This is a genomic window from Streptomyces sp. NPDC005955, from assembly GCF_042871255.1.
Taxonomy (GTDB): domain Bacteria; phylum Actinomycetota; class Actinomycetes; order Streptomycetales; family Streptomycetaceae; genus Streptomyces.
On the sequence record NZ_JBIAIF010000001.1, the window covers coordinates 587,331 to 609,579 of the forward strand.

General features: G+C 70.7%; 22 protein-coding genes. 12 read left to right on the forward strand and 10 right to left on the reverse strand.

From position 1 onward, the window contains the following. The first annotated feature begins 27 nt into the window (after positions 1-27). The gene (hutI, locus tag ACFYOU_RS02515) at positions 28-1,200 is read left to right on the forward strand and encodes an imidazolonepropionase (protein ID WP_391302920.1); all 1,173 of its coding nucleotides are present in this window, start codon (positions 28-30) and stop codon (positions 1,198-1,200) included. A 141-nt stretch (positions 1,201-1,341) separates the two neighbouring features. Here the strand turns inward: hutI and ACFYOU_RS02520 are convergent, their stop codons facing one another. Then, positions 1,342-2,316 (reverse strand): SigB/SigF/SigG family RNA polymerase sigma factor, encoded by a 975-nt coding sequence (locus tag ACFYOU_RS02520; RefSeq protein WP_391302922.1) that lies wholly within the window; start codon positions 2,314-2,316, stop codon positions 1,342-1,344. 272 nt (positions 2,317-2,588) lie between these two features. On the opposite strand from ACFYOU_RS02520, the gene ACFYOU_RS02525 reads away from it, so the two are divergent. Beyond that, positions 2,589-2,957 (forward strand): STAS domain-containing protein, encoded by a 369-nt coding sequence (locus ACFYOU_RS02525; protein WP_385486470.1) that lies wholly within the window; start codon positions 2,589-2,591, stop codon positions 2,955-2,957. A gap of 288 nt (positions 2,958-3,245) precedes the next feature. Further along, positions 3,246-3,779 carry an ATP-binding protein gene (locus ACFYOU_RS02530; protein WP_389761931.1) on the forward strand — a complete coding sequence of 178 codons (534 nt, stop codon included), beginning with the start codon at positions 3,246-3,248 and terminating at the stop codon, positions 3,777-3,779. Positions 3,780-3,882: 103 nt separating this feature from the next. Here the strand turns inward: ACFYOU_RS02530 and ACFYOU_RS02535 are convergent, their stop codons facing one another. Further along, positions 3,883-5,370, reverse strand: coding sequence for an oligopeptide:H+ symporter (locus tag ACFYOU_RS02535; RefSeq protein WP_389761933.1), 1,488 nt, complete (start codon positions 5,368-5,370; stop codon positions 3,883-3,885). A gap of 505 nt (positions 5,371-5,875) precedes the next feature. On the opposite strand from ACFYOU_RS02535, the gene ACFYOU_RS02540 reads away from it, so the two are divergent. After that, on the forward strand, positions 5,876-6,553 hold the full coding sequence (locus ACFYOU_RS02540) for a response regulator transcription factor (RefSeq protein WP_385486476.1): 678 nt from the start codon (positions 5,876-5,878) through the stop codon (positions 6,551-6,553). 475 nt (positions 6,554-7,028) lie between these two features. Then, positions 7,029-8,300, forward strand: a complete 1,272-nt coding sequence (locus ACFYOU_RS02545) for an ATP-binding protein (protein ID WP_389761936.1) — start codon at positions 7,029-7,031, stop codon at positions 8,298-8,300. Between the two features lies 1 nt (position 8,301). Here ACFYOU_RS02545 and ACFYOU_RS02550 read toward each other — a convergent pair whose 3' ends face one another. Next, a complete protein-coding gene (locus ACFYOU_RS02550; protein WP_389761938.1) occupies positions 8,302-8,883 on the reverse strand; it encodes a GtrA family protein in 582 nt (193 codons plus the stop codon). A 122-nt stretch (positions 8,884-9,005) separates the two neighbouring features. Here ACFYOU_RS02550 and ACFYOU_RS02555 point away from each other — a divergent pair, with 122 nt between their 5' ends. From ACFYOU_RS02555 to ACFYOU_RS02575, 5 genes are all read left to right on the forward strand, one after another. Next, the gene (locus ACFYOU_RS02555) at positions 9,006-10,163 is read left to right on the forward strand and encodes a 5-(carboxyamino)imidazole ribonucleotide synthase (protein WP_389761940.1); all 1,158 of its coding nucleotides are present in this window, start codon (positions 9,006-9,008) and stop codon (positions 10,161-10,163) included. Beyond that, positions 10,160-10,735, forward strand: coding sequence for a 5-(carboxyamino)imidazole ribonucleotide mutase (gene purE, locus ACFYOU_RS02560; RefSeq protein ID WP_389761942.1), 576 nt, complete (start codon positions 10,160-10,162; stop codon positions 10,733-10,735). Before ACFYOU_RS02555 ends, purE begins: the two co-directional genes overlap by 4 nt. Next, positions 10,732-11,958: a membrane dipeptidase gene (locus ACFYOU_RS02565; protein ID WP_391302926.1), complete on the forward strand. Its 1,227-nt coding sequence runs from the start codon at positions 10,732-10,734 to the stop codon at positions 11,956-11,958. Before purE ends, ACFYOU_RS02565 begins: the two co-directional genes overlap by 4 nt. Positions 11,959-12,066: 108 nt before the next feature. Beyond that, the gene (locus tag ACFYOU_RS02570; protein ID WP_391302928.1) at positions 12,067-13,086 is read left to right on the forward strand and encodes a hypothetical protein; all 1,020 of its coding nucleotides are present in this window, start codon (positions 12,067-12,069) and stop codon (positions 13,084-13,086) included. Then, positions 13,083-13,745 carry a DUF7019 family protein gene (locus ACFYOU_RS02575; RefSeq protein WP_391302930.1) on the forward strand — a complete coding sequence of 221 codons (663 nt, stop codon included), beginning with the start codon at positions 13,083-13,085 and terminating at the stop codon, positions 13,743-13,745. Before ACFYOU_RS02570 ends, ACFYOU_RS02575 begins: the two co-directional genes overlap by 4 nt. A 25-nt stretch (positions 13,746-13,770) precedes the next feature. Here the strand turns inward: ACFYOU_RS02575 and ACFYOU_RS02580 are convergent, their stop codons facing one another. Beyond that, the gene (locus ACFYOU_RS02580) at positions 13,771-15,117 is read right to left on the reverse strand and encodes a nucleotide sugar dehydrogenase (protein WP_391302932.1); all 1,347 of its coding nucleotides are present in this window, start codon (positions 15,115-15,117) and stop codon (positions 13,771-13,773) included. Between the two features lie 233 nt (positions 15,118-15,350). Between ACFYOU_RS02580 and ACFYOU_RS02585 the strand changes: the two genes are divergently transcribed. Next, complete coding sequence (locus ACFYOU_RS02585; RefSeq protein ID WP_389761951.1) at positions 15,351-16,532, forward strand: acyl-CoA dehydrogenase family protein; 1,182 nt, start codon at positions 15,351-15,353, stop codon at positions 16,530-16,532. 83 nt (positions 16,533-16,615) lie between these two features. On the opposite strand, the gene ACFYOU_RS02590 is transcribed toward ACFYOU_RS02585, so the two are convergent. The 6 genes from ACFYOU_RS02590 to ACFYOU_RS02615 all read right to left on the reverse strand — a co-directional run bounded on the left by ACFYOU_RS02590 (position 16,616) and on the right by ACFYOU_RS02615 (position 20,849). Beyond that, positions 16,616-16,855, reverse strand: coding sequence for a hypothetical protein (locus ACFYOU_RS02590; RefSeq protein WP_391302934.1), 240 nt, complete (start codon positions 16,853-16,855; stop codon positions 16,616-16,618). Then, entirely contained in the window at positions 16,852-17,808 is a 957-nt protein-coding gene (locus ACFYOU_RS02595) for a Scr1 family TA system antitoxin-like transcriptional regulator (RefSeq protein WP_391302936.1), read from the reverse strand. The genes ACFYOU_RS02590 and ACFYOU_RS02595 overlap by 4 nt, the downstream gene beginning before the upstream one ends. Continuing rightward, positions 17,798-18,322: a DUF6879 family protein gene (locus tag ACFYOU_RS02600; protein ID WP_391302939.1), complete on the reverse strand. Its 525-nt coding sequence runs from the start codon at positions 18,320-18,322 to the stop codon at positions 17,798-17,800. Before ACFYOU_RS02600 ends, ACFYOU_RS02595 begins: the two co-directional genes overlap by 11 nt. After that, positions 18,306-18,515, reverse strand: a complete 210-nt coding sequence (locus ACFYOU_RS02605; protein WP_391302941.1) for a hypothetical protein — start codon at positions 18,513-18,515, stop codon at positions 18,306-18,308. Before ACFYOU_RS02605 ends, ACFYOU_RS02600 begins: the two co-directional genes overlap by 17 nt. Before the next feature lie 125 nt (positions 18,516-18,640). Beyond that, on the reverse strand, positions 18,641-20,512 hold the full coding sequence (locus ACFYOU_RS02610; protein ID WP_391302943.1) for an ATP-binding protein: 1,872 nt from the start codon (positions 20,510-20,512) through the stop codon (positions 18,641-18,643). 157 nt (positions 20,513-20,669) lie between these two features. Next, entirely contained in the window at positions 20,670-20,849 is a 180-nt protein-coding gene (locus tag ACFYOU_RS02615; protein ID WP_391302945.1) for a hypothetical protein, read from the reverse strand. A gap of 519 nt (positions 20,850-21,368) precedes the next feature. Between ACFYOU_RS02615 and ACFYOU_RS02620 the strand changes: the two genes are divergently transcribed. Further along, a complete protein-coding gene (locus ACFYOU_RS02620; protein WP_391302947.1) occupies positions 21,369-21,932 on the forward strand; it encodes a dihydrofolate reductase family protein in 564 nt (187 codons plus the stop codon). Positions 21,933-22,249 lie beyond the last annotated feature (317 nt).

Consider the following 22,249-nt stretch of genomic DNA (forward strand, 5'->3'; position numbering starts at 1 on the left):
GATCCGCTGCTGCCCGGAGAGGACCCCATGAGTACCACCCTCATCACCCGTATCGGCTCCCTCGTCACCAACGACCCCGGCGCGGGCGACGGGTCCCCGCTGGGGCTGCTCCGGGACGCCGCCGTCGTGATCGAGGGCGAGCGGATCGCCTGGGTGGGTCCCGCCGACCGGGCGCCGGACGCCGACGAGGTGTACGACGCGCAGGGCCGGGCCGGCCTCCCCGGGTTCGTGGACTCCCACTCCCACCTGGTGTTCGCCGGGGACCGCACCGAGGAGTTCGCCGCCCGGATGTCGGGCCGCCCGTACGCCGCCGGCGGCATCCGCACCACGGTCGCGGCGACCCGGGCCGCCACCGACGCGGAGTTGGAGGCCAACCTCGTCCGGTACCTGGGCGAGGCGCTGCGGCAGGGGACGACGACCTTCGAGACCAAGTCCGGGTACGGGCTGACCGTCGCCGACGAGGAGCGGGCCCTGCGGATCGCCGCCCGCCACACCGACGAGGTCACCTACCTCGGCGCCCATGTCGTGGCGCCCGAGTACGCGGACGACCCGGCGGCCTACGTCGCGTTGGTCACCGGTCCGATGCTGGACGCCTGCGCCCCGCACGCCCGTTGGGTGGACGTGTTCTGCGAACGGGGCGCCTTCGACGCGGACCAGGCCCGGGCCGTACTGACGGCCGGCGCCGCCCGGGGGCTCGTTCCCCGGGTGCACGCCAACCAGCTCGGCCACGGGCCCGGGGTGCAGCTCGCGGTGGAAGCCGGCGCGGCCAGCGCGGACCACTGCACGTACCTCAGCGAGGCGGACGTGGCCGCGCTCGCGGCGGGCGACACGGTGGCGACGCTGCTGCCGGGCGCGGAGTTCTCCACCCGCGCCGAGTGGCCGGACGCCCGGCGGCTGTGGGACGCGGGGGTCACCGTGGCGCTGTCCACGGACTGCAACCCCGGCTCCTCGTTCACCTCGTCCGTGCCGTTCTGCATCGCCCTCGCCGTGCGGGACATGGGCCTGACCCCAAACGAGGCGGTGTGGGCGGCGACCGCGGGGGGCGCGCGGGCGCTACGGCGCGAGGACGTGGGACGGATCGCGCCGGGGGCGTACGCGGATCTGCTGCTCCTCGACGCGCCCAGCCACGTCCATCTGGCGTACCGGCCGGGGGTGCCGCTGGTCTCCCGGGTGTGGCGGCGCGGCACCCGGGAGGTCTGAACACGGCACGGGCCCGGGCCGGGAAGCGGCGCGGGCGGTGCCGTCCGGCGGACAGCGGCGCACTCCGCTGCCCGCCGGACGGCACCGCTCGGGCGACGACGACCGTCCTGCCGACGGCCCGTGGTCCGGCCCCGCCGTGGCCTACCCCTCGACGGTGAGCCCCTTGCGCAGGCGGCCCAGGGTCCGGGAGAGCAGTCGGGAGACGTGCATCTGGGAGATGCCCAGTTCCTCACCGATCTCCGACTGGGTCATGTTCGCCACGAACCTCAGCGAGAGGATCTGCCGGTCGCGCTGCGGGAGCCCGGCGATCAGCGGCTTCAGGGACTCGATGTACTCGATGCCTTCGAGTCCGTGGTCCTCGTAGCCGATCCGGTCGGTGAGCGCGCTCTCCGAGTCGTCCTCCTCGGGCTGGGCGTCCAGCGAGCTGGCCGTGTAGGCGTTGGCCGCGGCCATGCCCTCGACGACCTCGTCGCGGGACAGCTCCAGGTGCGCCGCGAGTTCGGCGACGGTGGGTGCGCGGTCGAGGCGCTGCGCCAGTTCGTCGCCGGCCTTGGCGAGGTCGAGCCGGAGCTCCTGGAGCCGGCGCGGCACCCGGACCGACCAGCTGGTGTCCCGGAAGAAACGCTTGATCTCGCCGACGATGGTCGGCATCGCGAAGGTGGGGAACTCCACTCCGCGGCTCAGCTCGAAGCGGTCGATCGCCTTGATCAGACCGATCGTGCCGACCTGGACGATGTCCTCCATCGGCTCGCTGCGGGTGCGGAAGCGCGAGGCGGCGAACTTCACCAGGGCGAGGTTCAGCTCGACCAGGGTGTTGCGGACGTAGGCGTGTTCGTGGGTGCCCTCTTCGAGGGTCTCCAGCCGGGCGAACAAGGTCTTCGACAGCGCCCGTGCGTCGGACGGGGCGACCTCGTCGAACGGGGGGATCGGCGGGAGGTCCGCCAGGGTGTCGGGCCGCACGTCGGTGGGCCGGTCGGCGACGGCGACGGGCGCCTGCCGCGTGTCGACGGGGGGTCCATCGGGTGTTGCGGTGTCGTCGGGAACTGCGGGACGGGATGCCGACGCCGCTTCGAGGGGCTGCGATACGTCGAGCCGGGGTGACATGTCGTCCTCCATCGTGTCCGGGCATGAGGCTGCCGGGGCCGTGCGATCCTGCGGTCTGGCTTGCCTCCGTGCCGGCCGTTTCGAGTGCGGTCTCTACTAGCCCTACCCGCTTTGTTGAATCACTTGCAAGTTTTCTTAGATTCGCAAATGTCCCTTTTGTTGCGGTTGTTCGGGTGTTCCGTGCGTCGCGTAGGGCGTACTGTGCAAGGGCGTCACCCCCTCACACCCACCCCCATCCCCAAGGGCCCGCACGCAGCACGGAGGGCCCGAAAGAGAGAGACGGCATGGACCGCGGGACGGTCGGCAGCGCGCATACGAACCGCCTTCTGGTGGACGTGCACACGCACGGATCGAGCGCAGTCGTGACCCCGGCGGGTGAGCTTGACCACCACACCGCCGAACTGCTCCAGGAACCCCTCGACGCCTTCGTCGACGAGGGCGTCACCCGCCTCGTCGTGGACTGCTCCCGCCTGGAGTTCTGCGACTCGACGGGGCTGAACGTCCTCCTCGGCGCCCGGCTCAGGGCCGAGGCCGCCGGCGGCGGAGTGCACCTCGCCGGCATGCTGCCCGTGGTGGCGAGGGTGTTCGAGATCACCGGAGCCGATGCCGTGTTCACGGTGCACGCGACCGTGGACGACGCACTGCGCGAATGACCGCACGGGTCTGCGTCGACCCCGGTCCCGTGCCCCCCTCCCCCACCCCCGCTCCGGGCACTTCCCACGTGAAGTTGCCGGAGTCACACCCGGCATGACCATGTGGGCGGGAAAAGTGGGTGTTCTCACGGATACGCCGGGCAGGAGACCACTCGGCCCCGGACGCCACACGCGCAGACGGGGCGGGATCGTACGGTAGGCCCGCCACCCGGCCGGATCATGTGGGAACTTGGGAACTTGGCACATGCTGCAACTGGTGAACCGGTGAATCGGTGAGGTGAAGCGCTGATGAGCACCACCCGGCCCCGTCCGCCGGGCGACCGCGGCCCGGAGCCACGGAACTCCGTGTCCGGTACCGCCCCGGCCCCGGCGCCCTCCGGCGCGCCCGCACCGAGCACCTCGGACGCGGGCGCCCCCGGTCTGCGCCGGGTCGCCCTGCGCGACGCCCCCGGGGTCGTACCGCTGGCCCGGGACTTCGCCCGACAGGCCCTCTACGACTGGGGGTGGCTCCCCGCCTCGGGCGCCGACCGGCGGGCCGCCGCCGAGGACGTGCTCCTCGTCGTCTCGGAGTTGGTCACCAACGCGTGCCTGCACGCCGGGGGGCCCGAAGAGATGACGATCTGTCACCGGGGCAAGGTGCTGCGGGTCGAGGTGGTCGACCGGGGCAGCGGGGCACCCGCGCCGCGCACCCCGCACCGCGCCGGACGGCCCGGCGGACACGGCATGTTCATCGTCCAACGGCTCTGCCTGGACTGGGGCGTGGTCCGCACCCCCGGCGTCTCCGGCAAGACCGTGTGGGCGGAACTCGGCGCACCTGGCTGACCCGCCGCCGCCCGAGAACGCCTCCGAGAACGCCTCCGGGGGCGTGACCGCGACCCGATGGGTCCCGGTCACGCCCCCGGAGGAACGTCGTGCGCCGCGCGCCCTACCGCACGCCGCCCAGCAAGGTCTTGACCTGCCTGCGGTACAGGAAGAAGCCCACGCCGGCGAGGATCGCGAGCGTCGCCTCCAGGGCGACGATCCCGGACTTGTTGAGGTCGACCCCGGCGATCGACAGCAGGCCGGTGGTGCAGTCGCCCGCGGTCACCGCGAGGAACCAGACGCCCATCATCTGGGAGCCGTACTTCTCCGGCGCCATCTTCGTGGTGACCGACAGGCCGACCGGGGACAGGCACAGCTCGCCCAGCGTCTGCGCGAAGTAGATGGCGACCATCCACCACACGGCGACCTTCGTCCCGTCCCCCGACATGGTCAGCGGGATCAGGAAGACCAGGAACGACGCGCCGACCAGGAGCAGTGCCGACGAGAACTTGACGACCGTACTGGGCTCCTTGCCCATCCGGTTCAACGCCAGCCACAACCAGGCGAGGACCGGGGCCAGCGCCATCACCAGCACCGGGTTGATCGACTGGAACCAGGAGACGGGGAAGTCGAAGCCGAGGACCGTGGTGTTGGTGGACTCGCTCGCGAACAGCGCCAGCGTCGAGCCGCCCTGGTCGTAGATCATCCAGAACACCGCGGCGGCCGCGAAGAACCAGATGAATCCGGTCATCCGGGACTGCTCGGTCGCGGACAGGTCCTTGTCCCGCTTGATCCGGGTGAGGACCACGATCGGGATGATCAGACCGGCGAGGGTGATCGGGACCAGCGCCCAGTTCAGGGTGTACAGGCCCGCACCGCCCACGACGCCGTAGAAGACGACGGCGATCGCGAGGAAGATCAGACCCTTGCGCAGGGTCGACCGGCGCTCGACGTCCGTCAGCGGCGTCGGCACCACGCTGGAGCGCGCGCTCAGGTGACGGGTGCCCAGCAGGAACTGGATCAGGCCGATGGCCATGCCCAGCGCGGCGAGCGCGAAGCCGAGGTGCCAGTTCACGCTCTCGCCGATGGTGCCGATGATCAGCGGAGCGGCGAAGGCACCCAGGTTGATGCCCATGTAGAAGACCGTGAAGCCGCCGTCCCGACGGGGGTCTTCCGGGCCGTCGTACAGATGGCCGACCATCGTGGAGATGTTGGCCTTCAGCAGCCCGGAACCGATCGCGACGAGCGCCAGCCCGGCGAAGAACGGGGCCTGGCCCGGCAGCGCCAGGGTGATGTGCCCGGCCATGATCACCGAGGCGGCGACGGCGACGGTCTTGCGGGGACCCCAGACGCGGTCACCGAACCAGCCGCCGGGCATGGCGAGGAGGTACACCATCGCCAGGTAGATCGAGTAGATCGCGGTCGCGGTGGTCGCACTGAGGTTCAGACCTCCGGGTGCGACCAGGTACAGCGGGAGCAGGGCCCTCATGCCGTAGAAGCTGAAGCGCTCCCACATCTCGGTCATGAACAGGGTGGCCAGGCCACGGGGGTGGCCGAAGAAGGTCTTCTCACCGGGGATGCCGGGTGATTCCTTCGTCAGGCTGGACGCCATGGGTCGATCCTTGGTGTTCGGGACGCGCGGCGTGGAACGGGAGCGCGCCCGGTGGGGGGCTGGCCGGCACCGGCGCCGCACCGCCCACCCTTACGCCCAAGGGGGGATCCGTTCCGGCGTCCGGACGGGCCGGCGGGAACGAAGGGCGGGAGACACCGGGAGCCACGCCCCGCGCGCGCTCTCGCACCGGGGCCCGGCCACAGGTCATTCCTTTCGAGGCCGACGGGCGGTCGGCCCGCACGACGAAGGACCCCGGGCGCGCCATAGCGGCCACGGGGTCCTCGGTACGTGCTACAGGCGTTCTCACACCATACGACACGACTTGCGGGAATTCGGAAGCCTATGCCCACACCTGAGAGATGGAACACAGGGACGCATGCCCTATCGACACGCATTCAAAGGTCCGAGCCAGAGTGCCACCCCACACCCGCAGGGCCGAAATCCCGGGCCGTCCCCGACTCCCGGCGTCTCCCTGGGCGGCCCCCCACCGGACTACCATCGGGTCATGACCCGTGTACTGCTCGCCGAGGACGACGCGTCCATCTCGGAGCCGCTGGCCCGCGCCCTGCGCCGGGAGGGTTACGAGGTCGAAGTGCGTGAGGACGGACCCACCGCGCTGGAAGCCGGCATGCAGGGCAGCGTCGACCTGGTCGTCCTGGACCTGGGGCTCCCCGGGATGGACGGACTGGAAGTCGCCCGACGGCTGCGGGCGGAGGGGCACACGGTGCCGATCCTGATCCTGACCGCGCGGGCCGACGAGGTGGACACCGTGGTCGGGCTCGACGCGGGCGCGGACGACTACGTCACCAAGCCGTTCCGGCTCGCCGAGTTGCTGGCCCGGGTCCGGGCGCTGCTGCGGCGGGGCGCCGCCGAGCCCCAGCAGCCGCCGTCCACGCACGGGGTGCGGATCGACGTCGAGTCGCACCGGGCGTGGATGGGGGAGGAGGAGCTCCAGCTCACGGCGAAGGAGTTCGACCTGCTGCGGGTGCTGGTGCGGGACGCGGGGCGGGTCGTCACCCGGGACCAGTTGATGCGGGAGGTCTGGGACACGACGTGGTGGTCCTCCACGAAGACGTTGGACATGCACATCTCTTGGCTGCGCAAGAAGCTGGGCGATGACGCGGCGAATCCGCGGTACATCGCGACGGTTCGGGGGGTCGGGTTCCGCTTCGAAAAGAACTGACCGCTACCCGCGGCGGGGCCCTTACGACCACCTGCCGTGCGCTGTCGTTTCGCGCAGTTCCCCGCGCCCCTGATCCAGGTGCGTCCACCTGCGGTGCGCTGTCCCGTGCGGGTGCGCGGTGGTCTTGCGCAGTTCCCCGCGCCCCTATCGGGCCCGTTCAGCCTCGGGTGCGCTGTCCTGTGCGGGTGCGCTGTTGGGCCCGTTCAGCCTCGGGTGCGTTGCCCTGTGGCCGCAGGGGAAGGCGGACCTCCGCGCAAACCGTGCCCCTTCAGGGGCGCGGGGAACTGCGCGAAACCACGGCGTACCCGAGCCGGACAACGCGCGTGCAGCGGAACGCACCCGAGCCCGACAGCGCACCGCCAGGTGAACGCACCTCGATAGGGGCGCGGGGAACTGCGCAGAACAACCGCGCACCCGCACGGGACAGTGCACCGCAGGTGGACGTACGGGAAGGGGCAACCACTACGTTACGAGCATGCGCAGAAGGCTGATCCACTCCACCCTCGCGGTCGTCCTCGTGGTCATCGCCGTATTCGGAGTCTCCCTGGTCATCGTGGAGACCCGAACGATCAGCGACAGCGCCCAGGAACGCGTCCGAGCCGAAGCGATCCAGCTCGCGAGCATCGTGGACAGCCGCCTCCTCGGCGACCAACGCATCACCAGCGCCGCCCTCAGCGCCCAGGTCGGCTCCGGCCGCTACGCCCGCATCGACATCCCGGAGCAGGGCATCGTGGAGATCGGCGAGCCCCCCACGGGCGACGTGATCACCGAGACCGCCCACGGGGAACAGGGCGAGACGGTCACCGTCAAGGAGTCCCGCTCCGCGGTGACCCGCGAGGTGGGCCGCACCCTGGTGATCATCGCCGGGGTCGCCCTGCTCGCGATCGTCGCCGCCGTCCTGCTCGCCGTGCGCCAGGCCAACCGTCTGACCTCCCCGTTCACGGACCTCGCGGAGACCGCCGAGCGCCTGGGCTCGGGCGACCCGCGCCCCCGGCACCGCCGCTACGGCGTCCCCGAGCTGGACCGGGTCGCCGACGTGCTGGACTCCAGCGCGGAACGCATCGCCCGGATGCTGACCGCCGAGCGCCGTCTCGCGGCCGACGCCTCCCACCAGCTACGGACCCCGCTGACCGCGTTGTCGATGCGGTTGGAGGAGATCACCGTCACCGACGACCTGACCACGGCCCGTGACGAGGCGTCCATCGCCCTGGCCCAGGTGGAACGCCTCACCGATGTGGTGGAGCGCCTGCTCACCAACTCCCGCGACCCCCGTACGGGCTCCGCCGTCTCCTTCGAGCTGGACGAGGTGATCACCCAGCAGCTCGCCGAGTGGCGTCCCGCGTACCGGAGCGAGGGCCGGGCGGTCGTCAGCTCCGGCAAGCGGCACCTGCGGGCGGTGGGCACCCCCGGCGCGGTCGCCCAGGTGCTCGCCGCGCTGATCGAGAACTCCCTGGTGCACGGCGGGGGCACGGTGGCCCTGCGGACCAGGGTCACCGGCAACCAGGCGGTCATCGAGGTGACGGACGAGGGCCCGGGCGTCCCGGCGCACCTCGGCTCGCGCATCTTCGAGCGGACGATCAGCGGCCACAACTCCACCGGGATCGGCCTCGCGGTCGCCCGCGACCTCGCCGAGGCGGACGGCGGACGTCTGGAGATGCTCCAGCTCAGGCCGCCGGTGTTCGGGCTGTTCCTGTCCCGGAGCCAGGTCGCCCGGCCGTCGCGGGGCGGCGACAAGCAGGTCAGATGAGCTACCGCGTCCGCTGGCCGGACAGCGGGGTCGCGCCGGCGCCGCGGACGCCGCCCGCCGCTCGGGGGTCCGGCACCGGCTGCTCCTCAAGGAAACGTTCCGCCGCGGTGACCGCGGAAGCCGTCGGCAGGGCGCGGAACACCCAGGTGCGGTACGACCAGAAGCGGAACAGGGTCGCGACGCCGATGCCGAAGAACTTGAAGAAGTTGCTCTGCAACGGGGTGTCCCAGCCGAAGCCGTAGGTCGCCGCGTAGAGCACGCCGTTCTCGATGACCAGCCCGATCGCGCTGAACAGCAGGAACAGGCTCATCTCCCGGGTGCGCCCGCTCTTGTCGCGGTCACGGTAGGTGAAGTACCGGAACCCCAGGTAGTTGAAGGCGATGGCGACGATCGTCGCGATGATGCCGGCGCGCACCACGGGCAGGTCGGACACCGCACGCACCAGGTTGAAGACGAGCAGGTTGACGACGATGCCGGCGCCGCCGACCGCGCCGAACTTCAACAACTCGCGCCGCAGGCGTTCCACGCGTCGCCACAACGAACCCTCCGACCGCGCCGGGGCCCCCGTACCACCGTTGGTCATGGTGCCGCCCAGTCCCCGCTCAGTCGGTCGCGCAGTCGCATTCGTCAACCCCACCATGCTAACCAGCTCCCTTCCGACCCGCCCGTGGGCATCCGTTTCGGCCACGCGGATACCCTGGGGGCGTGACATTCCCGGTAGTCGGCATGGTCGGCGGGGGCCAGCTCGCGCGCATGACCCACGAAGCAGGCATCCCGCTCGGCATCAGGTTCAAGCTCCTCAGCGACACCCCGCAGGATTCCGCGGCCCAAGTCGTCGGCGACGTCGTCATCGGCGACTACCGCGACCTGGACACCCTGCGGGACTTCGCACGCGGTTGTGACGTGATCACCTTCGACCACGAGCACGTGCCCACCGAGCACCTACGGGCCCTGGAGGCGGACGGCATCCCCGTGCGCCCCGGCCCGGACGCGCTGGTGCACGCGCAGGACAAGGGGGTCATGCGCGCCCGGCTCACCGAGATCGGCGTGCCCTGCCCCCGGCACCGCATCGTCGCGGACCCCGCGGACGTGGTGGCCTTCGCCGCGCAGGGCGCCACGGCGGACTCCCCCGACGGCTTCCCCGTGGTGCTGAAGACGGTGCGCGGCGGCTACGACGGCAAGGGCGTGTGGGTGGTCCGCAGCGCCGAGGAGGCCGCGGAGCCGTTCCGTGCCGGGGTGCCGGTGCTGGCCGAGGAGAAGGTCGACTTCGTCCGGGAGCTGGCCGCGAACGTGGTGCGCTCCCCGCACGGCCAGGCCGTCGCCTACCCGGTGGTGGAGTCCCGGCAGGTCGACGGGGTCTGTGACACGGTCATCGCCCCCGCGCCCGATCTGGAGCCCGAGCTCGCCCTGCACGCCGAGGAGATGGCGCTGCGGATCGCCAAGGAGCTGGAGGTGGTCGGGCACCTCGCGGTGGAGCTGTTCGAGACCGCCGACGGCCGGGTCCTCGTCAACGAACTGGCGATGCGGCCCCACAACTCCGGGCACTGGACCCAGGACGGCGCGATCACCTCCCAGTTCGCGAACCACGTCCGCGCCGTGCTCGACCTCCCGCTCGGCGACCCGCGCCCGCGCGCGCCCTGGACGGTCATGTGCAACGTCCTCGGCGGCGACTACCCGGACATGTACTCCGCGTACCTGCACTGCATGGCCCGCGACCCGGGCCTGAAGATCCACATGTACGGCAAGGACGTGAAGCCCGGCCGCAAGGTCGGTCACGTCAACACCTACGGCGACGAGCTGGCCGACGTACTGGAACGCGCCCGTCACGCAGCCGGCTACCTCAGAGGAACGATCACCGAATGACCCCGTCGTCGCCCGCCGCCACGCTCAGCCGCCCGTCCACCGCCCCGCTCGTGGGCATCGTGATGGGCTCCGACTCGGACTGGCCCGTCATGGAGGCCGCCGCCCAGGCCCTCGACGAGTTCGAGATCCCCTACGAGGTCGGTGTGGTCTCCGCGCACCGGATGCCCCACGAGATGATCGCGTACGGCGAGCAGGCGGCGGACCGCGGACTGAAGGCGATCATCGCCGGTGCGGGCGGCGCCGCCCACCTGCCGGGCATGCTGGCCTCCGTGACCCCGCTGCCGGTCATCGGCGTGCCCGTTCCGCTGAAGTACCTGGACGGCATGGACAGCCTGCTCTCCATCGTCCAGATGCCCGCCGGGGTGCCCGTCGCGACGGTGTCCGTCGGGGGCGCCCGCAACGCCGGGCTGCTCGCGGCCCGCACCCTCGCCGCGCACGACGAGGAACTCCTCGCCCGCATGCGGGAGTTCCAGCAGCAGCTGAACGACCAGGCCACCGAGAAGGGCAAGCGGCTGCGGGCCAAGGTCGAGGGCGGGGCCACCGGCGGCTTCGGCTTCGCGGGCAACAAGTGACCGCCCCGCGCCCCACCGGCGGCGCGGAGGACCGGGCCCGGGCGCTGGAGGAGGCCCGGGCCCTGCTGGCGGACTTCCCCGTGGTGGACGGTCACAACGACCTGCCGTGGGCGCTGCGCGAGCAGGTCCGCTACGAGTTCGCCGCGCGGGACCTCGCCGCCGACCAGAGCGCCCATCTGCACACCGACCTCGCCCGGCTGCGAGCCGGCGGGGTCGGCGCCCAGTACTGGTCCGTGTACGTCCGCACCGACCTCACCGGCGACTCCGCGGTCAGCGCCACGCTCGAACAGATCGACTGCGTACGCCAACTGATGGACCGTCACCCGGCGGACCTGGCTCCGGCGAGCACCGCGGCCGATCTGGAGCGGGCCCGCCGCGAGGGGCGGATCGCCTCCCTCATGGGGGCGGAGGGCGGCCACTCCATCAACAGTTCGCTCGCCACCCTGCGGGCCCTGTACGCGCTGGGCGTGCGGTACCTGACGCTCACCCACAACGACAACGTGCCCTGGGCCGACTCGGCCACGGACGTTCCCGCGGCGGGCGGCCTCACGGAGTTCGGGCGGGAGGTGGTCCGCGAGATGAACCGCCTGGGGATGCTGGTGGACCTCTCGCACGTGGCGGCGACGACCATGCGCGACGCGCTCGACACCAGCGTCGCGCCGGTGATCTTCTCCCACTCCTCGGCGCGGGCCGTCTGCGACCACCCCCGCAACGTCCCCGACGACGTCCTGGAGCGGCTGCCCGCGAACGGGGGCGTGGCGATGGTGACCTTCGTGCCGAAGTTCGTCCTCCCGGCCGCCGTCGCGTGGACGGCCGCCGCCGACGAGAACCTGCGGGCGCACGGCTTCCACCACCTGGACACCTCCCCGGAGGCGATGCGGGCGCACCGCGCGTTCGAGGCGGAGCGGCCCCGGCCCGTGGCGCGGGTCGCGGACGTCGCGGACCACCTCGACCACATGCGGGAGGTCGCGGGCGTCGACCACCTCGGCATCGGCGGCGACTACGACGGCACGGCGTTCACGCCGGACGGCCTCTCCGACGTGTCCGGCTATCCGAACCTGATCGCGGAGCTGCGGCTGCGGGGGTGGTCCCGGGGGGACCTCGCGAAGCTGACGTGGTCCAACTCCGTGCGGGTCCTGGCGGACGGCGAGGCGGTCGGGCGGGACCTGGCGGTGCGGCGGGCCCCGTCGACCGCGACCCTCCAGGACCTGGACGGCCCGTAGACGTTCGGACCAGGTGCGCGTACGGAGCGGGGGCACTCCCTTGCCGTTTCCCCCCTGCGCTGCAACGCTGGGAAACGCCCCCGCCCACCCGCCCCTTGCGAGTTTTCCATGATCACTGCGGATGACTACGTCGGCCGGGACTTCGCGTGGTTCGGCATCGGGCAGCACCTCGGTTCCGGGGCCGACGCCGAGGTCTTCCTCTGTCGGCACGCTCCGACGCGGCGCTCCTACGTCATGCGATTACCGGCCGCGGAAGACGCGCTGTGGGAGCGGGACACCCCCCTGCTGCCGCCGGTGAACGCCTTGATCGAGCACCCCAACGCCCGCGGGTCCGCCGTGGCGAACGACCTCTACGACGACCTCGAAATCAGCGTGGACGGGCAGCGGGTGGCCTTCTCCACCGTTCAGCTCTACGGAGTGCGAGAGGACCGCTACCTCCTCCCGGCCAGCAACACCCACCAGAGGAAAGGGGCCCTCTCCTTCGAAAGGGTCCTGGACGTTCCCGCCGCCCTGACGAGGACGACGCTGTTCTGGGAGAGGGTCCAGCACCTGCTCGCGGCGGACTGCCACTTCCTGGGCAGCGGGCACCTCAGCGAGACCGGGTGGCTCCACCGCTGGGGAGCGCTGCTGCCCCGCAATCCCGCACTCGCGGACGCCCTCGACCTCAGCGAACTCCCGCCCCGTGTGCGGTCGTTGCTCGCGCTTCGCCCGACGGACGGGTTGCCCGTCGGGCCGCAACTGGACGAATCCGCAGTCCTGCGGATCATGTACGGGGTCCTGGCCGGCACGTTCACCCCGGACGATGTCAAGGCCTCGCTGTCGTGTCCGTTCTTCCGGATGAACATCACCGTGCACGACCTCGTCTACGTGCTCGCGCTGTACCGGCTCTACCAACCGGTGGACTGGATCGAATCGCCCTCGACCTGGCTGGGGCCCCATCACGCGGAGACCCTGCTGGCCCTCCTCGACGGCCTCTCCCGCCAGCCCCTCGACCTCCGCGCCGACCGCTCGGAGTTCGAACGGACCGATCCCCCCGACCGCGCAGCACTGGAGCAGTACCCCCTCGTCCTGCAAGACGCGGCCGGGTCGAGGCAGGAGTACGTCGCACTGGAGAGGACGCGGACGTGAGTTTCTTCTGGTACGTGTCCCGCTCCAAGCTGGAACTCCTTACCGAGCAGTACGACAAGAGCGTCCTGGATTCCTTCCGTGGACTCGCCCTGAAGTTCAAGACCCCCGTCGCCGAAGCCGAACTCCGCTTCACCAACGCCGGCCCGGGCCTGGTGAGCGAGGTGCGCCGGGTGGAGAAGCGGATCGTGCAGGACACGGCCCCGTTGGACTTCGAATGCCTGAGCACCGAGGAGGCGCAGCTGCCGCCCTTCTTCCTCTTCGACACGCCTGCCGCGCGGCTGGTGGAGGAGCGGGGGTTCTGGGTGGCCGGTCACGTCGGCGGGGCCGCCCTCGTACTCGTGGGTGCGGCCCGTCACGCCACCGGAGCGTTCAGCTCGCCCAGCGCGCTCAGCCCCAGTGTCGATCCGCTCCGGGCCATCACGGAGAAGGCGGAAGGCGACTCCGCCCGCGTCGGCGCGGACCTCGGCGGGGCGTCCTCGTACGCGTGGCAGGCGATCATGCGGACCAACGGTCAGAACAAGATCCCGTTGCCCACCGTGCGGGGCATCGCGGTCACCGTGGCCGTGGTCGAAGCGCAACGGCAGCAGATCAGACGTGCCGGCATCCCAGGAATCCAACGCCTGGTGATCGGCACCCCCCTGCACATAGAACAAACCTGACCCCGCAAGGCCGCAGCCCGAGGGCTTACGCCGTGGGGCGCCCCATCGCCCGGAACACCCACCCCGCAGAACGCCACACCGCAGGGTCCAACGCATTGCGCCCGTCCAGCACCACCCGCTCCCGGGCGACCGCCCCCAGCACCGCAGGGTCCAACTCGCGGAACTCCCGCCACTCCGTGAGGTGCAGCACCACGTCCGCCCCGCGCACCGCGTCCACCGCGGTCTGCGCGTAGCCGAGCGTCGGGAACAGCCGCCGCGCGTTGTCCATGCCCTTCGGGTCGTACACGGTCACCTGACCGCCCTGGAGGTGGATCTGCCCGGCGACGTTCAACGCCGGCGAGTCCCGTACGTCGTCCGAGTCGGGCTTGAACGTGGCGCCCAGCACCGCCACCCGGCGCCCGAGGAACGACCCGCCGCCCAGCGCTTCGCGGGCCATCTCCACCATCTGGCCGCGCCGCCGCATGTTGATGGAGTCGATCTCGCGCAGGAACGTCAACGCCTGGTCGGCGCCCAGCTCGCCGGCGCGCGCCATGAACGCCCGGATGTCCTTGGGCAGGCAGCCGCCGCCGAACCCGATCCCGGCCCGCAGGAACTTGTTGCCGATCCGCTCGTCGTAGCCGATGGCCTCGGCGAGCTTGACGACGTCCCCGCCGGCGGCCTCGCAGACCTCCGCCATCGCGTTGATGAAGGAGATCTTCGTCGCGAGGAACGAGTTCGCGGCGGTCTTCACCAACTCGGCGGTGGGGAAGTCCGTCACGACGAAGGGCGCCCCCTCCCCGATGGGGACGGCGTACACCTCGCGCAGCAGCTTCTCGGCGGACGCGCTGCGCACCCCGGCGACGATCCGGTCCGGGTGCAGGGTGTCCCCGACGGCGAACCCCTCGCGCAGGAACTCCGGGTTCCAGGCCAGTTCGGCGCCGTCCCCGGCGGGCGCCAGTTCGGCGAGCAGGGCGGCGAGCCGGTCCGCGCTGCCCACCGGAACGGTCGACTTGCCGACCACCAGGCAGGGCCGTTCCAGGTGTCGGGCGAGCGAGGCGAAGGCGGAGTCGACGTACGACATGTCGCAGGCGTACTCGCCGTGCTTCTGCGGGGTGTTGACGCAGACGAAGTGCACGTCGCCGAAGGCGGCGACCTCCGCCCAGTCCATGGTGAACCGCAGCCGCCCGGTGGACCCCTCGATGCCGGCGACGTGCTTGCGCAGCAGCTCCTCCAGACCCGGCTCGTACATCGGTACGCGTCCCTCGCCGAGGAGGGCGATCTTCTCGGGGACGACGTCGAGACCCAGGACCTCGAAGCCCAGCTCCGCCATGGCGGCGGCATGGGTGGCACCGAGGTACCCGGTGCCGATCACGGTGATCTTGAGGGGGGCCATGAGTGCTCCGGTACGTAGCGAAGGTCGTGGTCTGCGGCGATCCGGGGTGCCGGTCACGCCCGGCCGAGCATAGTGGGGCGACGGACGGGGCCGTCGTCCGCGTCGAGGTCACGCGGCGGACCGCCGGGACGACGTGTCGCCGAGGTCACCTGGTCCCCCCACCCCCGGGCCCCTAGAATTCGGGTTACTCGACGAGTTACTTAACGGTAGTTAGCAGACTGGGAGCGTGAACCGTGGCTGGCTCGGCAGACAACCCGGCATTCGACCTGTACCGGCCGTCCGAAGAGCACGACATGCTCCGCGAGACGGTCCGCGCGCTCGCGGCGGCCAAGATCACCCCCTTCGCCGCCGCGGTGGACGAGGAGGCCCGTTTCCCCCAGGAGGCGCTGGACGCGCTCGTCGCCTCCGATCTGCACGCGGTCCACGTACCGGAGGCATACGGCGGCGCCGGGGCGGACGCCCTCGCGACGGTGATCGTCATCGAGGAGGTCGCCCGCGCCTGCGCGTCGTCCTCCCTGATCCCGGCCGTCAACAAGCTCGGCTCGCTGCCGGTGATCCTGGCCGGCTCCGAGGAGCTCAAGCGGAAGTACCTCGGCCCCCTGGCCAAGGGCGACGCGATGTTCTCGTACTGCCTGTCCGAGCCGGACGCCGGTTCGGACGCGGCCGGCATGAAGACCCGGGCGGTCCGGGACGGCGACTCCTGGGTGTTGAACGGGGTGAAGCGCTGGATCACCAACGCGGGCGTGTCCGAGTACTACACGGTGATGGCGGTCACGGACCCCGAGCAGCGGACCCGCGGCATCTCGGCGTTCGTGGTGGAGAAGTCCGACGAGGGCGTCTCCTTCGGCGCCCCCGAGAGGAAGCTCGGCATCAAGGGCTCCCCCACCCGCGAGGTGTACCTCGACAACGTCCGCATCCCCGCCGACCGTCTGATCGGCGCGGAGGGCACCGGCTTCGCCACCGCGATGAAGACCCTGGACCACACGCGCATCACCATCGCCGCGCAGGCCCTCGGCATCGCCCAGGGCGCCCTGGACTACGCGAAGGACTACGTCCGCGAGCGCAAGCAGTTCGGCAAGCCGGTCGGTGACTTCCAGGGCGTCCAGTTCATGTTGGCGGACATGGCGATGAAGCTGGAGGCCGCCCGCCAACTCACCTACGCGGCGGCGGCCAAGTCGGAGCGGGTCGCCCTCGGCGGCACCGAGAACGAACTGACCTTCTTCGGCGCGGCGGCCAAGTGCTACGCCTCCGACGCGGCGATGGAGATCACCACGGACGCGGTGCAGCTCCTCGGCGGTTACGGCTACACCCGTGACTACCCGCTGGAGCGGATGATGCGGGACGCGAAGATCACCCAAATCTACGAGGGCACCAACCAGATCCAGCGCATCGTCATGGCCCGCAACCTTCCGTAAGGGGCTACGGAGGTCAGACCCGCACGATGACGCCCCTGCCGTTCGCGGCAGGGGCGCGCCCTCGCCGGTTCACCAGCAGGCGGTCACCCGTCCGTGGGTGGCACGACGAATCCTCGTGTCGGCCCCGGACGCGGACCCTCCGGGAACACGGCGGCCACGGAGGCCAACGCGTCAGCGGCCACCTCCCGGCGCGTCGCGGGATCGGCCGTGTCGTACACGCTCCAGTCCCCTGCCGTGTTCTCCGGGTCCCGTGGTGCGACCACTCCGGCGATTCCCAACCGCCGCAACACCGTGTCGACCTGTCGGGCCTGTTCAGCGTTCACGCTTCCTTCTTTCCCTCCGTCTGCGGCCAGCACGGCCACCGCCGCCGCCCGGTCAGTGCGAGGCGCACTTGCCCGGATTGATCGGACCACAGCCACCGGGCTTGGGCGTGTGGGAGCAGTTCGCCGCCACCGGGACCAGGAGCCTGGTCGGTCCCGTCCACAGCTCGCCGTCCACGGTGTGCCCCGCCTGCTCGATGACGGCCACCGTACGGGTGAGCGCGTGCTCGTCGTGCCGCTCGGCATCGGGACGCTCCGGCCAGTGGTGCACGAACCGCCCCAGGTGCTCGCACAACGGTGAAGGTGTTCAACGGTCCACGGCTGACGACCGTGCCGGTGGGGACGATCCCGATACGCACCTGAGGCAGGTGGGAGATCGAGGCGAGGTGGTCCATCTGGACGGCCATCGCCATGCGCGGAACCACGGCCCATCGCACGGCTTGTTCCGTCAGGAGGAACGTGAACCGCTTCGTCGTGTCGTAGAGGACCGCTTGCCGGTCCAGCTTCCTGGCGACCGTCTTGGTGGTGTCCACCGGGGAGTGACTGAGGCTGGCCTTGATGTAGTCGGGCGTGGCCAGGAGTCCGGTCACCATCGCGGGCAGGAAGTAACGAAGCACCGTCGCCTCGCCTTCGAGGCCGGCCAGCTCCGCTTGCCGCTTCTCCGGACCCCTACGCCAGGACGCCCGCTTCCCCTGCCACTCCGTATGGGCGAGGCGCGCGAGGGCGGTCGTCTCCATGACGAGCTCAGGAGGCGCCTCAAGGGCTCTGAGGATCAGTTCGACATCGACGAGTCCGGGCGTGGCCCGTCCGGTCTCGATGTTGCTGAGCTTGGTCTGCGAAAAATGGCAGCGGCGAGCGAGCCAGACCTGGGTGCGGCCGGCCCGCTCGCGCATGCTGCGGAGTGTTTCTGCCAGGTCTCCTTTTGACCGACCCAGCTGGCCGGGGTCAAGCGTCAAGACCCTTCACGTACTCCTCGAAACGGACTGCGTGCTCCAGGGCCGTGCGCTGCCACGCCCGGTAGGCCCCAACATCGCCTTCGTATGATTCACGGTTGATCGGGGTCCCGTCCGGGCGGAAGTTCAGGTGTGCGATGCGGACGTCATCGAACATCCACCAATCCTGCCCGGAGATCGGCAAGCTGAAATCGCTGTGTGTCACATCCAGGATACGGATGTCTTCACCGGCTGCGATGTTCCCGGGGATCCCCCAGGCGAACTGGTACCGCTGGTAGTCGGTGAGCGGCTGCTTCACGATGCGGACCCGGCCGATGCGCTTGCCGGATTCGACGTATCCGCGCACCCGTTCGTGCCAGCGGGCGTTGTGGTCGGCAGGCTTGTCCTCACCTCGCAGGAAGCGGGCCACGTTCTTCTGCTCGTTGGGCATGGTGTACGTGGGCTGCGCCTCGAACCGCCACGCTTCGCGCTCGAAGGCGTCGAAGAAGCGACGCCAGTCCTCACCATCCAAGAGCACGGACGGCCTCCCTCAGGACGTGTTCGGGGATCTCGACCAACCCTTCCCCGGCAGGCGGGGTGAACGCGTCGGACGCGTCGCCCTGGACGACGAACGACCCCCTCCTGGTCCGGTAGACGTTCGGGCAATCATCGTCGTCACAGGTGGGACCGGCCGTGTTGCCGGTAAGGCGGATCAGTTCCTCACGCGCCATGGTTTCCCTCCTCGAACGCAGGGCGTTGCCCTGCTGCCACGAGGACGGTAGGCCCATCTCGGACGGCCGGTCCATGGCGCGTCGCCGATATGCGCGTTGTCGGGTAGATGATCTTGGGGCCCGATTCACGCTTCCGGCGGGGGAGGGTCGGTTCGACTCGTCGAACCGCCGCCGCGGGGCCGGGTGACGCCCGCGGGGAGCATCACCAGGGCCGTGGTGCCGCCGGAGACCGAGGGGCGCAACTGGACGCGGATGCCGTGCCGCTGGGACAGCCGGCCGACCACGAACAGGCCCATGCGGCGGGAGACCGAGACGTCCACGGTCGGCGGGGCGGCCAGGCGTTCGTTGATCGCGTCCAGTGCTTCCGGGGAGAGACCGATGCCGGTGTCGTCGATCTCGATAAGCACCCGACCGTCCGACAGGGCGTGCCCGGTGACCTTGGCCCGGGTCTGCGGCGAGGAGAACGACGTGGCGTTCTCCAGGAGTTCGGCGAGCAGGTGCACCAGGTCGTTGACGACGCGCGCGGCGACCTCGGTGTCCGGCACCAACCACATCGCGATCCGCTCGTACTGTTCCACCTCGGAGGCCGCGGCGCGCAACACGTCGACCAGCGGCGCCGGACGGTTCCAGTAGCGGCCGGGCTCCTCACCCGCGAGGACCAGCAGGTTCTCCCCGTTGCGGCGCATGCGGGTCGCGAGGTGGTCCAGTTGGAACAGCGCGGCGAGTTGGCGGGGGTCGGCCTCGCGGGACTCCAGCGCGGAGATCAACGTGAGCTGGCGCCGGACCAGGTCCAGGCAGCGCCGTGAGAGGTTGGCGAGCATCGTGTTGAGGTTCCGGCGCAGGACGGCCTGGTCGACGGCCATCTGCACGGACGCGCGGTGCACCGAGTCCAGCGCCCGGGCCGCCTGCCCGACGTCGTCCCGGCTGTGGATGCCGACGGAACGCACGAAGCCGTCCACGTCGTCGGTTTCGGCCCGGGAGAGCTTCTCGGCCAGTTCGGGCAGCCGCTGCTCGGCCATCTCCTCGGCGGCTTCGCGCAGTTGCCGTAACGCGGTGGATCGTTTGAGCACCGTGGGGCGGACCTTCGTGGCCCGTAGCGTCGCCTCCTGCACCAGGTCGTTCGCCCGGGCCCGGGCCTCCTCCAGCTGGGCCGCGGCCTGGCGGGCGGCTGCCTGACGCACCAGCCGGGCCTCCCGCTCGGCGCTCTCCAGGTCCTCCCGGTGGCGCCCGGCCCGTGCGGCGGCCTCGGCCTGACGCCGTTGCTCCTGCTGCTCCTGCCGTTGCCGTTCCTCCCGCTCGGCCGCCTCCTGGGCGACGGCCAGTTCCGCTTCCAGCAACTTGCAGCGCACCCGTACGCCGTCCCGTTCCTGCTCGGCCTCGCGCAGCCGCTTCTCCAGATGGGTGACCTTGTCCCGCAGGCGGGTGCAGGCCCCCTCCAGTTCCTCCTTGCGCGCCCGGTGCCGTTCCAGGTCCACCCGTAACAGGCCCCGTTCCCGCTGCTGCGCCGCCTCGACCTCACGGAGCTGAGAGGCGAGTTCCCGCAGTTCCCGGCGCTCCCCCGCGACGGCCGTCCGCAGTTCCCCGCGTTCGAGTTCCAGCTCCCCCTCGTGCATGACGGCGTCCTCCAGTCGGTCCATGGCCAACTGCTCCTGGTACCGGGCCGGGTTCTCCGTCTGCAACGCATCGAGGTGCAGTTGGTACAGCCTGCTCCGCGCCTGCGCGCTGACCTCCACGCCGCGGGCCTTGCAGGCCGACTTGAGCAACCAGTCGAGGAAGTCCTTGCGCGGAATGCGTTCGCCGCTCAGATAGCGGGAGACCGCGGCGGTGCTGATGTCGTGATAGGCCACGAACTGCCGTTGCGACTGACCCGATCCCTTCATCAGACGGCGCAGGGCCAACGCCAGGTCCCGTGCTTGCGGACTCAGCTTCGACGACAGCGACTGGCGCCCCTCCACCTCGTCGAAGCACGGTTCCTCATGATCAGCGTCTTCCGTCACCACCGTCTCCTCCCCGACCTCCCCGGGACGTTCGTCGAAGGACCCGGACGCGCGCGCAGTTCGATGTCGTGTGTTGCTCGACTGTGTCGTTCCGCGGTGCTGCGCGGACGGGTCGTGCCTGTTCCCGCATTTTGATCATTGACTCCGGGAAGTGCGCCTAATCGATGATGGAGTTGAAGAACGCCACGGCTGCGGCGAATGCTGCCACCCCTACCATGACCGGCTGTGCGTGGTCGCCGCCGCGGGAATGGACGGCAAGTATCCCTGCTCCCACACCGACGAGAACACCCAACAGCAGAACCAACGCCGAGCGCGGGGTCAGCAGAGATCGATTCACGTGAACCCTCCTGGACACGGGGTGCTCCGCCCCCGGACGAACGGGAGCACCGGAGCCGTCTTGCGGTCATCTCAGTGTCGCCCGGGGAAAAGGTGTTCCCGGCCGGGAACGGGGTGTTCCCGTGCAAGTGGGAACACTTTTCCACGGAGTCGACCGACCGACTGGTCCATACCTTTTCCGTAGCGCCTACGGTGTTCGGCGCATTCTCGGAGCGCCCCTTGGACAACCGGGCATAAACGATCAGCGGGGACGCAGTCGGATTCGCGCCGCGGGCCCGCTGCACCCGTGGGGCGTTGCCCTCGATGCGCGGCATATACGCCGGGTGACGGACCCCTTGCTGACGCCGAAGCGGTAGGCGGCACCCGCCGTCGGACACCGGCGCCGCGCCCCGTCACGCACGGCGCACCCGTCGCGTACGTACGCCCGTCGCGTACGGCGGAAGGCGACCGTAAGTGATCCGTAAGCGGTTACCGGCACGCTGAGGGCAGATCAGGACGGCGAGACCGAGAGGAACCCACCATGCGCACGTTCAAGCTCCAGGTGCAGATGAGCGTCGACGGTTACATGTCCGGCCCGAACGGGGAGATGGACTGGCTGACGTACCCCGAAGGCGAGGACATCAGCGCGTACACGACCGGGCTGGCCGAGCGGGTCGACACCATCGTGCTGGGCCGCAAGCTCGCCGAGGGCTTCATCCCGCACTGGGCGGCCGGGCCCGAGGACGAGCCCAAGGAGGCCGTCGACCAGATCAACCGGGCGCACAAGGTCGTGATCTCCCGCACCCTGACCGCATCGCCGTGGGAGAACACGGTGGTCGAGGGCGGCGACCTGACGGAGACCGTCACCCGGCTCAAGGAGCAGCCCGGCGGGGACCTCATCGTCTACGGGGGCGGCACCCTGGTGGCCGAGCTGATCGAGCGGCAGCTGATCGACGAGCTGCACGTGTTCGTCAACCCGGTCGCGCTCGGCGGCGGGATGCCGGTCTTCGGGGGGCCGGGGGCGTACCGGAACTTCCGGCTCGTCGACGCCCGGCCGTTCGCCTGCGGCATCACCGTGCTGCGGTTGGAGCCGAAGCGGTCCTGAGCGGGTGGCGGGTGCGTGGGGGGTGCCCCGCGCAGTTCCCCGCGCCCCTTCGGGTACGTCCACCTGGTGGTGCGTTGTTCTGTGCGGGTGCGCGGTTGTTTCGCGCAGTTCCCCGCGCCCCTATCGGGTGCGATCCGGTGGGCGTGCGTTGTTCTGTGCGGGTGCGCTGGTGGTTCGCGCAGTTCCCCGCGCCCCTGTCGGGTGCGATCTGGTGGGCGTGGGCTGTCCCTGTGCGGGTGCGCGGTGGTCTTGCGCAGTTCCCCGCGCCCCTATCGGGGGCGTTCCGGTGGGCGTGGGCTGTCCCTGTGCGGGTGCGC

Excerpts from the sequence above, each read along its gene's own strand:
- hutI (WP_391302920.1), top strand. The coding sequence starts at position 28 with ATGAGTACCACCCTCATCACCCGTATCGGCTCCCTCGTCACCAACGAC.
- ACFYOU_RS02520 (WP_391302922.1), bottom strand. The coding sequence starts at position 2,316 with ATGGAGGACGACATGTCACCCCGGCTCGACGTATCGCAGCCCCTCGAA.
- ACFYOU_RS02525 (WP_385486470.1), top strand. The coding sequence starts at position 2,589 with ATGGACCGCGGGACGGTCGGCAGCGCGCATACGAACCGCCTTCTGGTG.
- ACFYOU_RS02530 (WP_389761931.1), top strand. The coding sequence starts at position 3,246 with ATGAGCACCACCCGGCCCCGTCCGCCGGGCGACCGCGGCCCGGAGCCA.
- ACFYOU_RS02535 (WP_389761933.1), bottom strand. The coding sequence starts at position 5,370 with ATGGCGTCCAGCCTGACGAAGGAATCACCCGGCATCCCCGGTGAGAAG.
- ACFYOU_RS02540 (WP_385486476.1), top strand. The coding sequence starts at position 5,876 with ATGACCCGTGTACTGCTCGCCGAGGACGACGCGTCCATCTCGGAGCCG.
- ACFYOU_RS02545 (WP_389761936.1), top strand. The coding sequence starts at position 7,029 with ATGCGCAGAAGGCTGATCCACTCCACCCTCGCGGTCGTCCTCGTGGTC.
- ACFYOU_RS02550 (WP_389761938.1), bottom strand. The coding sequence starts at position 8,883 with ATGACCAACGGTGGTACGGGGGCCCCGGCGCGGTCGGAGGGTTCGTTG.
- purE (WP_389761942.1), top strand. The coding sequence starts at position 10,160 with ATGACCCCGTCGTCGCCCGCCGCCACGCTCAGCCGCCCGTCCACCGCC.
- ACFYOU_RS02570 (WP_391302928.1), top strand. The coding sequence starts at position 12,067 with ATGATCACTGCGGATGACTACGTCGGCCGGGACTTCGCGTGGTTCGGC.
- ACFYOU_RS02580 (WP_391302932.1), bottom strand. The coding sequence starts at position 15,117 with ATGGCCCCCCTCAAGATCACCGTGATCGGCACCGGGTACCTCGGTGCC.
- ACFYOU_RS02605 (WP_391302941.1), bottom strand. The coding sequence starts at position 18,515 with ATGGCGCGTGAGGAACTGATCCGCCTTACCGGCAACACGGCCGGTCCC.
- ACFYOU_RS02620 (WP_391302947.1), top strand. The coding sequence starts at position 21,369 with ATGCGCACGTTCAAGCTCCAGGTGCAGATGAGCGTCGACGGTTACATG.